Origin of the sequence: Deinococcus sp. HSC-46F16 (assembly GCF_024171495.1) — a bacterium.
GTDB lineage: Bacteria > Deinococcota > Deinococci > Deinococcales > Deinococcaceae > Deinococcus.
On the sequence record NZ_JALJZW010000008.1, the window covers coordinates 87,832 to 100,393 of the forward strand.

The window sequence follows — 12,562 nt, forward strand, 5'->3', positions numbered from 1 at the left end:
CCCATGACCCGCCCCCCCACCTCCAGCCGCACCGACAAGGGCACGCGCGGCTTCGACCTCGACCTGCACGTCGCCTTTGCTCAGGCCCTCCCGCGCGAGCAGGCGCTCGCGGTCCTCGCCGCTGCCGAGGGCTTCACGGTGGACCTCTACGCCCGGCACGACGAGCCTGGCGCTCCGGTGCCGTCGGCCCGCCTGACCGGTCCCCTGCGCGACCCCGACGCCTTGCGGGCAGTGCTCGCCGCCTGGCTGCACGGCGAGGCCCGCACCGTGGAGGTCGGCCTGCACGGCTACCTGCGCTCGTCCACCGGGCAGACCGAGTGGGTGCCGTGGCGACGCAACGTGGTGCTGCCCCGCACCGAGGTGGCGCGGGTGCTGTTCGAGGAAGGTGTGAAATACGTGCTGGAGTGAGGGCGCCCGGCCGCCGTCAGGCGCTCAGCGGCAGCACCAGCGCCCGCGCCTTGATGGCGCCATCCGCTTCCCGGTGCAGCACGAAGACATTCAGGCGCACGTCGGGCCGCAGCAGGTAAGGCAGCAGGGTGGTGTCCAGCGTCCACAGCGCCCGCACGCCGTGGGCCTCAGCCTCGCCCGGCGGCAGGCCGCGCAGGACCAGCACCGCCCGATCTCCGCCCTTGCTGCGCCACAGGTCGGCGCTTCCCAAACGGTCGATGCCGTGGTGGTCGCGGTATTCGAAAGGGTGGGCCTGCCGGACAAGCTGCATCGTGGAATCACGCTCCAGGGAAAAGGGGAGAGAAGTTGCCCGCCGCGTGGGGGCACGCGGTCGGGGGCGGATGGCCACCTACGGCCACAACGCTGGGGTACCCCCCCAGGGTACTGGCGGGGATGGGAGCGGGCGAGTGGCCTTTGTCCCGTGGTCTGTCCGGGGCGCAGTCTGGCTCACGGTCCGGTGGGAGGGGGCGACGGCAGAATGGCGCGGTGACCCCACCCCATTCCGCGACGGGCGGCGTGCCGGAGATGCTGCGCGAGTACCAGGGCTACGTCCTGGCCCACCGCCTGCGCCGGGCGGTCGGGGGGCGGGTGGCCCCGGCGGGGGAGGTGCTCACGCTGGCGGGCTACGCGGCGCGGCGGATCGAGCGGCAGGACCTCGCCCGGCGGCTGGTGCGCGGCGAACTGCCCCCGGGGGGGATGGGCAAACTCGACGCCCTCTCGGGCGAGTTGATGTTCGGCTTCTGGCTCAACCCGGCGGAGGTGGCCGCCTTTCTGCGGGCGGCGCTGCGGCAGGGCGGGCACCCGGCGCTGGGCGACGCGCACGCCTTCGCGGGCCTGCTCAGCCCGGAGGAACGCGAGCGGCTGGGTGAGACGGGCGTGCGGCTGGTCTGTGCCCACCACCTGAGCTGCCTGACCCTGGCCGCGCCCATGCTGGACCCCGACGCGCTCGCGGGCGTCTGGGCGCGGGTGGAGGCGACCACGCCGCCCCTCTTCGTGGACGAACTTGCCCGGTCAGGGCAGGCGGGATGACGCGGAGGACAGGGTGACGGGACTGGGCGACCTGTTGCGGGCGCTGCTGCCCCGCCCCTGCCCCGGCTGCGAGGCGCAACTGGGCCGCGAGCGCGGGCTGTGCCCGGCCTGCCGCGCCGCGCTCAGGCCGCGTGTGGAGACGCATTCACCACTCTCGCCCCGGCCCATGCCCCACCTCGTCACGCTGGGACCGTACCGGGGCGTGACCCGCCGGGCGGCGCGGGCGCTGAAGTTCGGCGGGGCGCGGGACCTTGCGGGGGCACTGGGAGAGAGGTTGGCGGCGGGCGTGCCGCCGGAATGGGGGGTGCGGGCGGTTGTGCCCGTTCCGCTGCACGCCTCCCGTGAGCGCGAACGCGGCTTCAATCAGGCCGAGTTGCTGGGGCAGGCGATTGCCGCCGAACTGGGCGTCCCCTGCGTGCCCGCCCTGCGCCGCACCCGCGCCACGGCTCAGCAGGCCCGGCTGCACGCGGCCGAGCGCGGGGCCAACCTGGCCGGAGCGTTTCAGGCGGATGGGCGGCGGCTCCCCGCTGGCCCGGTCCTGCTGCTCGACGACGTGCTCACCACCGGGTCCACCCTGATCGCCTGCCGCGACGCCCTGCACGCGGCGGGCGCGGGGCCGGTCTATTTCGCGGTCGTCGCCCGCTGAGGAGGGGCTCAAGGCCCGGCTCACCCGCCTCCGGCCCCCAGCCCTCACGCTGGGGCATGACCCGCAACACTGATCCGCAGGACCACCACAACTCCAACGACGGCAAGGGCCAGGGCAAGCGCAATCCCGGCGGCAACAAGCCCAGCGCCGACGACAAGAACGGCGACGGCCGCCGCAACGGCAGCGAGAGCGGCGGCGGCAAGACGAACAAGAAGGATTCCTGACGATTCCCGGGGGCGCGGCGCTCACCTTGGCCCGCTAGGCTGACGTCATGAAGCGTGCCCTGCTCCTTTCCCTGGCTGCCAGCCTCCCCGCGACGGCGGCAGCGCAGACCCTGGTGGTCCTCGACGACAAGCGCCTGCCCTTTACCCTACAACTTCCCAAGGACTGGTACGGCTTCCAGGCCGGGGACGGCGCCCAGGGCGTCAGCATCGTGTCGGCGCAGAAGCCGCCCGCCACGCAGATGCGCTTCCTGTTCCTGAACAAGGGGAGCAAGGTCCCCGACATCGGCACCGAGTTCCGCAACTTCGAGGCGGGTGTCAAGGGGGCGGGCGGAAGTCTGCGCCTGATCGGCGGCAAGAACAGCACCTACGGCGGCGTGCGCGGCTCTGAACGCGTCTATTCCCTCAAGCACAGCGGCGGCGAGTTGCGAATCCGGGTGTGGTTCGGCAATGGGGCCAAGAACCTCTATTCCTTCCAGGTCACGGACAGCGCCGCCCGCTTCGCGAAGAGTGACGCCCTCTTCAAGCGGGTACTGGGCACCGTGCGCTTCCGGTGAATGCGGTGCGCCGCCTGCTCGCGGGTCTGGGGCTGGCCCTGCTGGGCATGGCCGGGGCGGGCAACCGCCTGGACGTGGAGCGGGTTGTGTTTTCTCCAGACGGCACCCGCGCCCTCGTCGTGGAGGCCGGGAGTCTGGACGGCAGCGGCTTTGGGGCGGCCCGGCTGTGGGTGCTCAGCACAACCACGGGGGCAGTGCTGCGCCGCGCCCAGGCCCAGGCGGACTCGCCCGACCCGGCCCCAGTCGTGGCCCGGCTGCTGCGGCAGGAGGCGGGCGTGCTGAGGCTGCACGCCCTGAATCCCGCGCGGGTGGCCCGGCCCGTCTACGCCCGGACCTTCCCGGTGATGGCCCCGGTCTGGACGGAGGGGGTGGAGGCGGGCACGGCGCTGATTCGGCCTGTTCGCCTCTGGAGCGTCCCAGTGCCCGTCAGCCTGAGCGTGCGGCCGGTGGGGTCGAGCTGCCGCTGGGGCGAGATGTTGCCGACCGGAGAGGGGCCAGCCGGGTTCACCCTGACCGTGCGCGATCAGGTCATCCACAGCGACCGCACGCTGCCGCCGGGGCGTGAGTGCGCCGCCCGCTACGCCCTGGACCGCGCCTACGTGCAGGGGAACCGCGCCGTCTTCATCGTGCGGGCCTACACGCCGGGTTTCGAGGGACCGAACGCGGACGTGGTGCCGGTGGCGGCGCGGCTGCGGTAGGGGCGGAACGGAAGGGGGCGCGGAGTGGTCTCTTCCGCGCCCCCTTCCCTTACACCTGCCCCACCACCCGCTGCATGATTGTCCTTACCGCGTCCAGCTCGTCCTTGTTGATGGAGTGCCCCAGGCCCGGATACACCCGGTCGTCCACCGCTGCCCCCCGCGAGCGCAGGTGCGCGGCGCTCTCCTGAAAGCGCGAGAGGGGGATGTGGGCGTCGTCGGGCGCCACGCCCATGAAGACCGGGACCCCCGACAGGTCGCCCGCCCTGTCCAGCGTGATCAGCCCACCGCTCAGCGCCACCACGCCCCCCAGCGGCCGCCCGGAGCGGCTGGCGTACTCCAGCGCGAGGCAGGCGCCTTGCGAGAAGCCGCCCAGCACCACCTTTTGCGGCGGGATGCCCTGGCGCTCCAGCTCGGTCAGCACGGCGTCCACGGTTGCCAGCGCCCGGTCGAGGTGCGGCTGGTTCTGCTCCACCGGGGCCAGGAAGGACAGCGGATACCACGTGTTCCCCGGTGCCTGCGGCGCAAGGTACGCGAAGGCGCTGAGGTTCAGCTCGTCCGCGAGGCCCAGGATGTCCGGGGCCGTTCCCCCCCGCCCGTGCAGCAGCACTGCCGCCACCCGCGCTTCCCCCAGGGGCCGCCCAGCGGTGTGCACCTCGATGCCCGGTTCCCCCGACTCGGTGACGGGCACGGCGGCGCCCAGTTCACGGGAGCCCAGCGTGGTGCCATACTCGCGGTTCACGATTTTCGGAACGTGGGCCTCGATGGTCGCGCGGCGGTCCTCGTACCACGCGGGGAGCTTCAGGTGTTTGCCGAGTTCCTCCACCGCCTCGTCGTCGGGGAAGCCGGGCGCGTCGGTGGCGATCTCGAACAGCACGCCGTTGGGTTCGCGGAAGTAGATGGAGTGGAAGTACTGGCGGTCCTGCACAGGCGTGGGTCGGTAGCCGACTTCGGTCAGGCCCGTCAGGTACGCCTCCTGCTCGGCGTCGTCGCGGGTCCGCAGGGCGACATGGTGGATGCTGCCCGCGCCGAAGGTGCCGCGCGGCTTTCCGGGGCGCTCCACCACATCCACGTACAGGCCCACACCGTCGCCGCTGCCCCGGAAGCGGGTGCGGGTGCCCTCGGGGTCCGGCTCGCTCCCGGCCTCCGTGAAGCCCAGGTGCCCCACCAGCAACTCGCGCACCGCGCCCGTGTCGCGCACCCACGCGGTCACCGAGTGAAAGCCGCGCAGCTCATGCTCAGCCGGGACTGGGCTGGCGGGCCAGGGCTGCACCGCCCCACCGTCCTCGAACACCAGTTCGACCCAGGTGCCGTCGGGGTCGTCCACCGTCAGGACCGACTGCCCGAAGCGTTCCGAGCGGATCGGCGCGAAGCCCTGCTCGCGCAATCTGGCCTCCCAGTACCCTTCGCTGCCGCGCGGGGCGCTGTAGGCGGTCGCCACCACCTCGCCGTTGCCGCGCACCCCCTTTTTGGCGCCGGGCCAGGGAAAGTGGGTCATGATCGTGCCCGGTTGCCCGGTCAGGTCGCCGTAGTAGAGGTGGTAGGTGCCGGGGTCGTCGAAGTTGACCGTCACCTTGACCAGCCGCTGCCCCAGCGTCTGCGAGTAGAAGTCGATGTTGCGCTGCGGGTCGGAGGCCATCACCGTGACGTGATGCAGGCCCTGGACCGGGCTGGTGCCGGGAATGGGGGAGAACGTCGTCATGTCCCCATTATAGTTCAATGTTGAACGATTTTGGGTGAGCCGGGTGGGGTTTGGCTGGGGAAGGAAGTCAGCGCCGGGCCGTCGGCGTCAGGTCGGCCGCCTCGCCCATCAGCGAGCGCCCCAGCTTGCGGGAGAGGGCCGCAAGTTGCCCGAGTTCGTCGGGGGTGAGTCCGGCGAAGACCTCACGGATGCCGCGCACATGGTCCGGCAGCACCCGCGTGATCAGGGCCTCGCCCGGCTCGGTCAGAAAGACGTTGGTGACCCGGCGGTCGTGGGCGTCGCGCTCGCGGCGCACCAGGCCGTCGCGCTCGAGGTTGTCGATGACCAGCGTGAGGTTGCCGCTGGAGCGCAGAATCTTCTCCGCGAGCTGGCGCTGGCTGAGCGGCCCGAGGTGGTACAGGGCTTCGAGGACCCCGAACTGGCTCACCGTCAGGCCGTGCTCCGCGAGGTGCCGGTGCGCCGTCGTCTCGACCGCGTGCGCGGCCCGCCACAGCTTGATGTAGGCGTCGAGCGCGGCGCGGTCTTGGGGGGTTCCGGCATAACGGGTGGGCATCTCCCCGCCATGGTCGCGCGGGGAGGGTGGGAGCGCAAGGGCGGGTGACTTCCAGGGTGGAATGACAGAGAACCCCTTCCCCCTCGCTACGCGAGGCCATTTCTCTAGGGAGAAGGTTGTTTGACTCCTCTACCAGAGGAGAGGGGCGCTGCGAAGCAACGGGGTGAGGGGTCCCTCCAGCCTCAGCCCCGCCCCGCCCGCACTTCCTCCGTCGCCAGCCGGATGCACGCCGCGAGGCCCTGCATCGCTGCGCGGACCTCCTCCAGCGGGGGGCGCGTCGGCGCGAGGCGCAGGTTGCGCCCGGTGGGGTCCTGCCCGCCCGGATAGGTCGCCCCGGCGGGCGTGAGGCTGACCCCGGCCGCGTCCGCCAGTTCGACCACCCGCGCCGCGACAGGCTCGGCCGTATCCAGGCTGATGAAGTACCCGCCGCGCGGCACCCGCCACGTCGCGTACTCGCCCTCCGTGCCCAGCTCGGCCCGCAGCACCTCGTCCACCGCGTGGAACTTGGGGGCGATCAAGTGGGCGTGCGCCTGCATCAGCCCTTCCAGCCCGCCGGGGTAGCCCTCCAGAAACTTGACGTGCCGTGCCTGCTCGACCTTGTTGGGGCCGATGCTCTGGGCGTTGAGGTACCCTGACAGCCACTTCACGTTGTCCTCGCTGGTGCCCACGAAGCCCAGGCCCGCGCTCGCAAAGGTGATCTTGGACGTGGAGGCGAAGACGAAGGCGCGGTCGGGGTGCCCGGCGTCGCGGGCCAGCGTGACCAGATTGACCGGCTCGTCGCGCTCGGTGTCCGACAGGTGGTGCGCCCGGTAGGCGTCGTCCGCGAAGACCGTGAAGTCGGGGGCCGCCGCCCGCACGCCCATCAGCCGCCGCGCCTTCTCGGCGCTGATGCTCTCGCCGCCGGGGTTGGAATAGGTCGGCACGAACAGCACGCCCTTGACCGAGGGGTCCCCCGCCGCCAGCCGCTCGATGGCCTCCACGTCGGGGCCGTCGGGCTGCATGTCCACCGTCAGCATCTCGAAGCCCAGCGTTTCGAGGAGCTGGAAGTGGCGGTCGTAGCCGGGCACGGTCACGATCATCTTGGGCCGCCCGTGAATCCAGCCGCCCCCGGAGCCGCGCAGCCCATGCAGCAGCGCGAAGGTCAGCACCAGCCCCTGGAGTTCCAGGCTGGAGTTGTTCCACACGACCAGATTCTCGGCCTTGAGGTCGAGGTACCCGGCAAACAGCGCCCGCGCCGAGGGCAGGCCCGTGACCCCGCCGGGGTAATTCCGCAGGTCGAGGCCGTCCATCTGCACGTCGTTCTCGCCCAGGGCCGTGAGCAGCCCGTTGGAGAGGTCGAAGTCGGCGTCAGAGGGCTGGCCGCGCTGCATGTTGAGCTTCAGGCCCCTGGCCCGGAAGGCGTCGTAGGCGGCGCGGGCCTGTTCCAATGCCGGGGAGGTGGCTGGCTTGGTCATGCCCCCACGTTACCCGCGCGGGACCGGGGAGGGGAGGGGGTTGGTTAGGAGGCCGCCCCCGCGTCAGCCTTCTGAGCGGCCACTCAGCTGAACACGGACAAGCAGAGGACGCAGGGGTCGTCTACCCGCGCTGGAGCAGGCTGACACTGCCCTATGACTCCCCGTTCCGCCCTGCGTCTGGTGCTGGCTGCCCTGCTCGGCGGCTTCGCGTTCCTGTTGGGCTGGACGTGGCGGCTTTCCCGGTCGCCGAGAAGGGGGCGTCCTGGCGGCCCTTTATCGCGGTTGCGGGAGGTGTCGTCGCGCTGGCGCTGATGCTGGGCTGGCTGGTCGCGCGGAGCTGAACCGGGCGCACGCCTCTGCCGATTTGTCCTATCCTGCGGCGGCTCTCCACGTTGGGGAGCTTTGCCCTCGGCCCTCTCTTTTTTTAGTCCCACCCAACAGGAGACTTTCAATGCAGTACGTCGTATCCCGCCCCCGCGTGGGCGTTTTTATCGATACCCAGAATCTCTACCACTCGGCCCGCGACCTGCTGGAGCGCACGGTCAACTTCGAGACGATCCTGCGCGAGGCGGTCGCCGGGCGCGAACTCGTCCACGCGATCTCGTACACGGTCGAGCGCGAGGGCGAGGCGACCGCTCGGCCCTTCATCTACAAGCTCTCGGCGTTGGGGTACAAGGTCCGGCGCATGAACCTGACCCTGCACCACGTCGCGCAGGATGGCCGCGCGATCTACGAGGGCAACTGGGACATGGGCATCGTGGCCGACATGGTGCGGCTGATGGACCACCTCGACGTGGTGGTGCTGGGCAGCGGCGACGGAGACTTCACCGACATCGTGGAGGTCTTGCAGGAGCGCGGCAAGCGGGTCGAGGTGATCGCCTTCCGCGAGCACACCGCGCAGCGGCTGATCGACGCGGCCGACCGCTTCACCCACCTGCCCGACCTCGACGGGGCGCTGATGCCCGCCCGCCAGAAGAATGGAGCCAAAGCCAGCAGTGACGAGGCCTGACCGTGCGGCCTGATCCCGACGCCGTCCTCGCCCGGCTGCACTTCGAGCTGCCCGAGTCACGCATCGCCCAGACCGGGGCCGAACCGCGCGACGCCTCGCGGCTGATGATGGTCGGGGAGAGAATCGGGCACCACATCTTCCGCGAAATGCCCGACCTCCTGCGGCCCGGCGACCTCCTCGTCTTCAACGAAAGCCGGGTGATTCCGGCCCGCGTGATGGCTCGCAAACCCGTTGTGAATGGGATGGGTGGCGGCCAGATCGAGGTGCTGTTGCTGCGTGAGGAAGAGGCGAACGTCTGGTCCGCTTACCTCAAGCCTGCGAAACGTGCCGGGAACGAACTCTGGCTGGGCGAGCACCGAGCCAAGGTCGTCGGCGTGCTGGAGGACGGCGCCCGGCTGCTGCGGTTCGAGTACGACATCAAGCCGCATCTGGATGAGATCGGGCGGCTGCCGCTCCCGCCCTACATCGCGGCGGGCGACTCGGACGAGACGTGGCGCGAGCGGTATCAGACGGTCTATGCCCGCGAGCCGGGCAGCGTGGCGGCGCCCACAGCGGGCCTGCACTTCACGCCGGAGTTGCTGGATCGGCTGGAGGCGCGGGGCATCGAGCGCGTGGCCGTGACGCTGCATGTCGGGGCGGGCACCTTCAAGCCCATCACCGGGCCGGTTTCGGACCACGTCATGCACGCCGAGCGCTACACCATCGGGCAGGCGACGGCGGACGCCATCAACCGGGCGAAGGCCGAGGGCCGCCGCGTGGCCGCGGTGGGCACCACCACCGTTCGCGCCCTGGAGAGCAGCGCCCAGGAGGACGGCACCGTGCGCCCCGGCGAGGGCGACACCCGCATCTTCATCACGCCGGGGACGCGGGTGCGGGTGCCCGACCTGCTGGTCACCAACCTGCACCTGCCCGGCTCGACGCTGCTGCTGCTGGTCGCCGCTTTTGCCGGAGAGGAGCGCATTCGGGCCGCCTATGACGCGGCGCTCGCGGAGGGTTACCGTTTCTACTCGCTGGGGGACGCGATGCTGCTGGAGAACCAGGGCTAACTGACCGCCTCCAGGCTCCGAATCAGCGTCACCGTCGCCGCCTCCCGCACGAAGCCCAGCCGCCCGTTGATGGCGAGCATGGGGCGGTTGCCGGGGTGGTTGCTCGTGCGCGAGTGGGTGTAGTCCCGTGCGAGGGCCGCCCGCGCCGCCGCGAGCTTGAGGGCCAGTCCCAGCCCATGCCCGCGCCACGCAGGAAGCACTCCGGTCAGGCCGTTGTGCAGGGTGCCGGGCCGGGCCGGGAGAGGTTGGGCCAGTTGGCTGGTGCCCACCCACTCGCCATTTGGGGTGACGGCCACGAACAGCCCCTCGCGCTCAATGCCATTCCCGAAGCGTCGCTGCCACACCTCGAAGGGCCACGGTTCAATGCGCCGGGCGCTGGGCACATCCATCAGCAGGGCAATGGTGAGGTCGTAGTAGCGCCGCTGCTGCGCCTCATCCCAGGGGCCGAGGTCGGTCAGGGGGAGGAGGCGGAACCCGGCCACCCGGACCCGCGCCTCCTCGTCGGCAAAGGCGGCAAAGTCCAGCGCCCGCAGGTCGAGGGTACTGGGCCACATCCGGTCGTGTTCCTGCCAGCCCCGCGCGAGCAGGAAGGGAAGGTCGGGGCTGCCCTCCTTCACGCGGGTCACGGCGGTCTGGGCTCCCGCCGCCGTGACGGTCGCCACCGCCTCGGCCCACAGCGCTTCCCGCACCGCGTCGTCGGGGCGCAGGGTGTGGACGACGAGTTGCAGCCAGCCCACGAAACTGTCCATGCGGGGCAGCTCACTTTCCAGGGCACCTACGACCTCCCCGCCCTCCCAAGCCAGGCGCCGGGTGTGGTGCTCGCCGGGGACACGGGCCGCGTCGAGGCGGCGCAGGTCGGCGGCGGAGATCGGCGCGTCGGGGGTCGCGGCGTTCACGGCGGCGGCAAAGCCCTCCGCGTCGGCAGGTTGAAAGGAGAGTCGGGCGGGCGGGGCGGCGCGTTCCATGGGGCAGAACAGCACAGGTCGCGGGTGGCCGGATATCCGCCGTTTGGCGCAGTGCTCCCCCGGCAGGGCTGCCTATACTCAGGGCCATGACGCAAGCGCCCACCGCGCCCGTTCAGAGTGAGAACCCGCTGCTGAACGTCGGCTTCCGCATTCCCTTCGACCAGATTCGTCCCGAGCACGCCGAACCCGCCGTGGACACGCTGCTCGCGCAGACGCAGGAGCGCCTCGACACGCTGGCGCGGGCGGGCGAGCGCGATTACGCGGACTTCATGGCGGACCTCGACACGCTGACCGAGCAGCTCGACACTGTGCGCGTGATCGTCGGACACCTCGACAGCGTGGTGACCAGCCCCGAGTGGCAGGCCGCCAAGCGGGCGATTCTGCCCAAGGTGACCGAGTTCTACACCAACCTCAGCCTGCATCCGGGGCTGTGGACGGCCTTGAAGGGCTTTGCCGAAACGGAAGCGGGGCGCGGCCTCGACCCCGTGCGGGCGCGGCACCTGAAACTCACCATCGACGAGTTCCGCCGTCAGGGGGCCGACCTTCCCGCAGACCAGAAGGCCCGGCTGCTGGAGGTCAACACCCGGCTGGCGCAGATCACCAACGACTTTTCCAAGAACGTGCTGGACGCCACCGCCGCTTTTGAGCTGTACGTGCCCGCTGAGCGGCTGGTCGGGGTGCCCGAGCGCGTGAAGGAAGCGACCCGCCTCGACGCCGAGAAGCACGGCCAGGAGGGTCACCGCCTGACCCTGCACCTGCCCACCCTGGAGCCCATCTTGACCTACGCCGACGACCGCGAGCTGCGCCGCGAGCTGTGGCTGGCGCAAAACTCGGTGGGCACGCAGGAGGGCCGTGACAACCGCCCACTGGTGGGCGAGATTCTGCGGCTGCGCCGCGAGCAGGCCCGGCTGCTGGGCTTCCGCGACTTCGCCGACTACGTGCTCGAAGACCGCATGGCGGGCGGCGGCGAACGCGCCCTGACCTTCGAGCGCGACATGGAAACCCGCGTGCGGCCCTTCTACGAGCGCGAGAATGCCGAGCTGGACGCCTTCTACCGCGACCAGGTCGGCGCAGACGCCCCGGCCCTGGAAGCCTGGGACGTGGGCTACTGGGCCGAGAAGCAGCGGCAGGCCAAGTACGCCTTCGACGAGGAGGCGCTGCGGCCCTACTTCGCGATGGACAGCGTGCTCTCGGGCCTGTTCGAGATCTGCCGCCGCGTCTTCGGCATCACGGTCACGGAAGCGCAGGCCCCCGGCTGGCACCCCGAGGTGCGCTACTACGACATCCGCGACGAGGCGGGCACGCACCTCGCTTCCTTCTACACCGACTGGTTCCCCCGCGACACCAAGCGGGCGGGCGCGTGGATGAACGCCTTCCTGACTGGCGGCCCGCGCGAGGACGGCGTCGAGCCCCACCTCGGCCTGATGTGCGGCAACATGACGGCGCCCTCGGGCGACACTCCTGCGCTGCTCTCGGTGCGCGAGGTCGAGACGGTGTTCCACGAGTTCGGCCACCTGCTGCACCACGCGATGTCGAACGTGGAGGTCCGCAGCCTCAGCGGCACCCGCGTCGCGTGGGACTTCGTGGAGCTGCCCTCGCAGATCATGGAGAACTGGGTGCTGGAGCGCGAGGCGCTGGACCTCTTCGCCCGGCACTATCAGACCGGCGAGCGCCTGCCCGACGACCTGTTCGAGAAGCTGGTCGCAGCCCGCAACTACCGCGCAGCGAACGGTACCATGCGCCAACTCTCCTTCGGGACGGTGGACCTGGAGCTGCACGTCACCTTCGACTCCGACGCGGTGGGGGCTGATCCGGTCACCTTTGCCCGCGACATCATGGCCCGCTTTTACCCCTACGCGCTGCCGGAGGATTACGCCCGCATTGCGCAGTTCGGGCACCTGTTCTCCAGCCCGGTCGGGTATGGAGCGGGGTACTACTCCTACAAGTGGGCGGAAGTCCTCGACGCCGACGCCTTTTCCCGCTTCGCGCAGGAGGGCATCTTCAACCGCGAAACGGGGCGGGCGTACGTGGACACGATTCTGAGCAAGGGAAACAGCAAGGACGCCGCCGAGCTGTACCGCGACTTCATGGGGCGGGACCCGGATGCGGAGGCGCTGCTGCGGCGGAGTGGGCTTGTAGAGGCCTAGTACAGCGTTTTTGAATTTGTCATAGTGAGGTATGAGCCGTCCTCTTCGCTATCCAGTGACTTTGAGTGCTAAGCAAGAACAGACTCTGCAC

14 protein-coding genes are annotated in these 12,562 nt (G+C 70.6%); 9 read left to right on the forward strand and 5 right to left on the reverse strand.

Features of this window, described 5'->3' with window-relative positions; translation table 11 throughout:
* Window positions 1–3: 3 nt before the first annotated feature.
* A complete protein-coding gene (locus L1280_RS14595; protein WP_253583041.1) occupies window positions 4–408 on the forward strand; it encodes a hypothetical protein in 405 nt (134 codons plus the stop codon).
* A gap of 16 nt (window positions 409–424) precedes the next feature.
* Here the strand turns inward: L1280_RS14595 and L1280_RS14600 are convergent, their stop codons facing one another.
* Entirely contained in the window at window positions 425–718 is a 294-nt protein-coding gene (locus tag L1280_RS14600; RefSeq protein ID WP_253583044.1) for a hypothetical protein, read from the reverse strand.
* A gap of 215 nt (window positions 719–933) precedes the next feature.
* Here L1280_RS14600 and L1280_RS14605 point away from each other — a divergent pair, with 215 nt between their 5' ends.
* The 5 genes from L1280_RS14605 to L1280_RS14625 are packed head-to-tail and all read left to right on the forward strand — an operon-like array spanning window position 934 to window position 3,598.
* Window positions 934–1,476, forward strand: a complete 543-nt coding sequence (locus tag L1280_RS14605; protein ID WP_371922923.1) for a hypothetical protein — start codon at window positions 934–936, stop codon at window positions 1,474–1,476.
* A 22-nt stretch (window positions 1,477–1,498) separates the two neighbouring features.
* Window positions 1,499–2,122: a ComF family protein gene (locus L1280_RS14610; RefSeq protein ID WP_253583066.1), complete on the forward strand. Its 624-nt coding sequence runs from the start codon at window positions 1,499–1,501 to the stop codon at window positions 2,120–2,122.
* A 56-nt stretch (window positions 2,123–2,178) separates the two neighbouring features.
* Entirely contained in the window at window positions 2,179–2,346 is a 168-nt protein-coding gene (locus tag L1280_RS14615) for a hypothetical protein (RefSeq protein ID WP_253583046.1), read from the forward strand.
* Window positions 2,347–2,393: 47 nt separating this feature from the next.
* Entirely contained in the window at window positions 2,394–2,900 is a 507-nt protein-coding gene (locus tag L1280_RS14620) for a hypothetical protein (protein ID WP_253583047.1), read from the forward strand.
* A complete protein-coding gene (locus tag L1280_RS14625) occupies window positions 2,897–3,598 on the forward strand; it encodes a DUF2259 domain-containing protein (RefSeq protein ID WP_253583048.1) in 702 nt (233 codons plus the stop codon). The genes L1280_RS14620 and L1280_RS14625 overlap by 4 nt, the downstream gene beginning before the upstream one ends.
* Before the next feature lie 49 nt (window positions 3,599–3,647).
* On the opposite strand, the gene L1280_RS14630 is transcribed toward L1280_RS14625, so the two are convergent.
* The 3 genes from L1280_RS14630 to L1280_RS14640 all read right to left on the reverse strand — a co-directional run bounded on the left by L1280_RS14630 (window position 3,648) and on the right by L1280_RS14640 (window position 7,304).
* Window positions 3,648–5,297, reverse strand: a complete 1,650-nt coding sequence (locus L1280_RS14630) for a VOC family protein (RefSeq protein ID WP_253583049.1) — start codon at window positions 5,295–5,297, stop codon at window positions 3,648–3,650.
* 67 nt (window positions 5,298–5,364) lie between these two features.
* A complete protein-coding gene (locus tag L1280_RS14635) occupies window positions 5,365–5,850 on the reverse strand; it encodes a MarR family winged helix-turn-helix transcriptional regulator (protein WP_253583050.1) in 486 nt (161 codons plus the stop codon).
* A gap of 182 nt (window positions 5,851–6,032) precedes the next feature.
* Window positions 6,033–7,304 carry an aminopeptidase gene (locus L1280_RS14640; protein ID WP_253583052.1) on the reverse strand — a complete coding sequence of 424 codons (1,272 nt, stop codon included), beginning with the start codon at window positions 7,302–7,304 and terminating at the stop codon, window positions 6,033–6,035.
* A 451-nt stretch (window positions 7,305–7,755) separates the two neighbouring features.
* On the opposite strand from L1280_RS14640, the gene L1280_RS14645 reads away from it, so the two are divergent.
* A complete protein-coding gene (locus L1280_RS14645) occupies window positions 7,756–8,313 on the forward strand; it encodes an NYN domain-containing protein (RefSeq protein ID WP_253583053.1) in 558 nt (185 codons plus the stop codon).
* A 2-nt stretch (window positions 8,314–8,315) separates the two neighbouring features.
* Complete coding sequence (gene queA, locus L1280_RS14650; RefSeq protein ID WP_253583054.1) at window positions 8,316–9,359, forward strand: tRNA preQ1(34) S-adenosylmethionine ribosyltransferase-isomerase QueA; 1,044 nt, start codon at window positions 8,316–8,318, stop codon at window positions 9,357–9,359.
* On the opposite strand, the gene L1280_RS14655 is transcribed toward queA, so the two are convergent.
* Window positions 9,356–10,324, reverse strand: a complete 969-nt coding sequence (locus L1280_RS14655) for a GNAT family N-acetyltransferase (protein ID WP_253583055.1) — start codon at window positions 10,322–10,324, stop codon at window positions 9,356–9,358. The genes queA and L1280_RS14655 overlap by 4 nt on opposite strands.
* An 86-nt stretch (window positions 10,325–10,410) precedes the next feature.
* Here L1280_RS14655 and L1280_RS14660 point away from each other — a divergent pair, with 86 nt between their 5' ends.
* On the forward strand, window positions 10,411–12,471 hold the full coding sequence (locus L1280_RS14660; protein WP_253583056.1) for a M3 family metallopeptidase: 2,061 nt from the start codon (window positions 10,411–10,413) through the stop codon (window positions 12,469–12,471).
* The last annotated feature ends 91 nt before the right edge of the window (window positions 12,472–12,562 follow it).

What these genes read in the sequence shown, in the direction of transcription:
- L1280_RS14595 (WP_253583041.1), top strand. Translation starts at nt 4, where the DNA reads ATGACCCGCCCCCCCACCTCCAGCCGCACCGACAAGGGCACGCGCGGC.
- L1280_RS14600 (WP_253583044.1), bottom strand. Translation starts at nt 718, where the DNA reads ATGCAGCTTGTCCGGCAGGCCCACCCTTTCGAATACCGCGACCACCAC.
- L1280_RS14615 (WP_253583046.1), top strand. Translation starts at nt 2,179, where the DNA reads ATGACCCGCAACACTGATCCGCAGGACCACCACAACTCCAACGACGGC.
- L1280_RS14620 (WP_253583047.1), top strand. Translation starts at nt 2,394, where the DNA reads ATGAAGCGTGCCCTGCTCCTTTCCCTGGCTGCCAGCCTCCCCGCGACG.
- L1280_RS14630 (WP_253583049.1), bottom strand. Translation starts at nt 5,297, where the DNA reads ATGACGACGTTCTCCCCCATTCCCGGCACCAGCCCGGTCCAGGGCCTG.
- L1280_RS14635 (WP_253583050.1), bottom strand. Translation starts at nt 5,850, where the DNA reads ATGCCCACCCGTTATGCCGGAACCCCCCAAGACCGCGCCGCGCTCGAC.
- L1280_RS14640 (WP_253583052.1), bottom strand. Translation starts at nt 7,304, where the DNA reads ATGACCAAGCCAGCCACCTCCCCGGCATTGGAACAGGCCCGCGCCGCC.
- L1280_RS14645 (WP_253583053.1), top strand. Translation starts at nt 7,756, where the DNA reads ATGCAGTACGTCGTATCCCGCCCCCGCGTGGGCGTTTTTATCGATACC.
- L1280_RS14655 (WP_253583055.1), bottom strand. Translation starts at nt 10,324, where the DNA reads ATGGAACGCGCCGCCCCGCCCGCCCGACTCTCCTTTCAACCTGCCGAC.
- L1280_RS14660 (WP_253583056.1), top strand. Translation starts at nt 10,411, where the DNA reads ATGACGCAAGCGCCCACCGCGCCCGTTCAGAGTGAGAACCCGCTGCTG.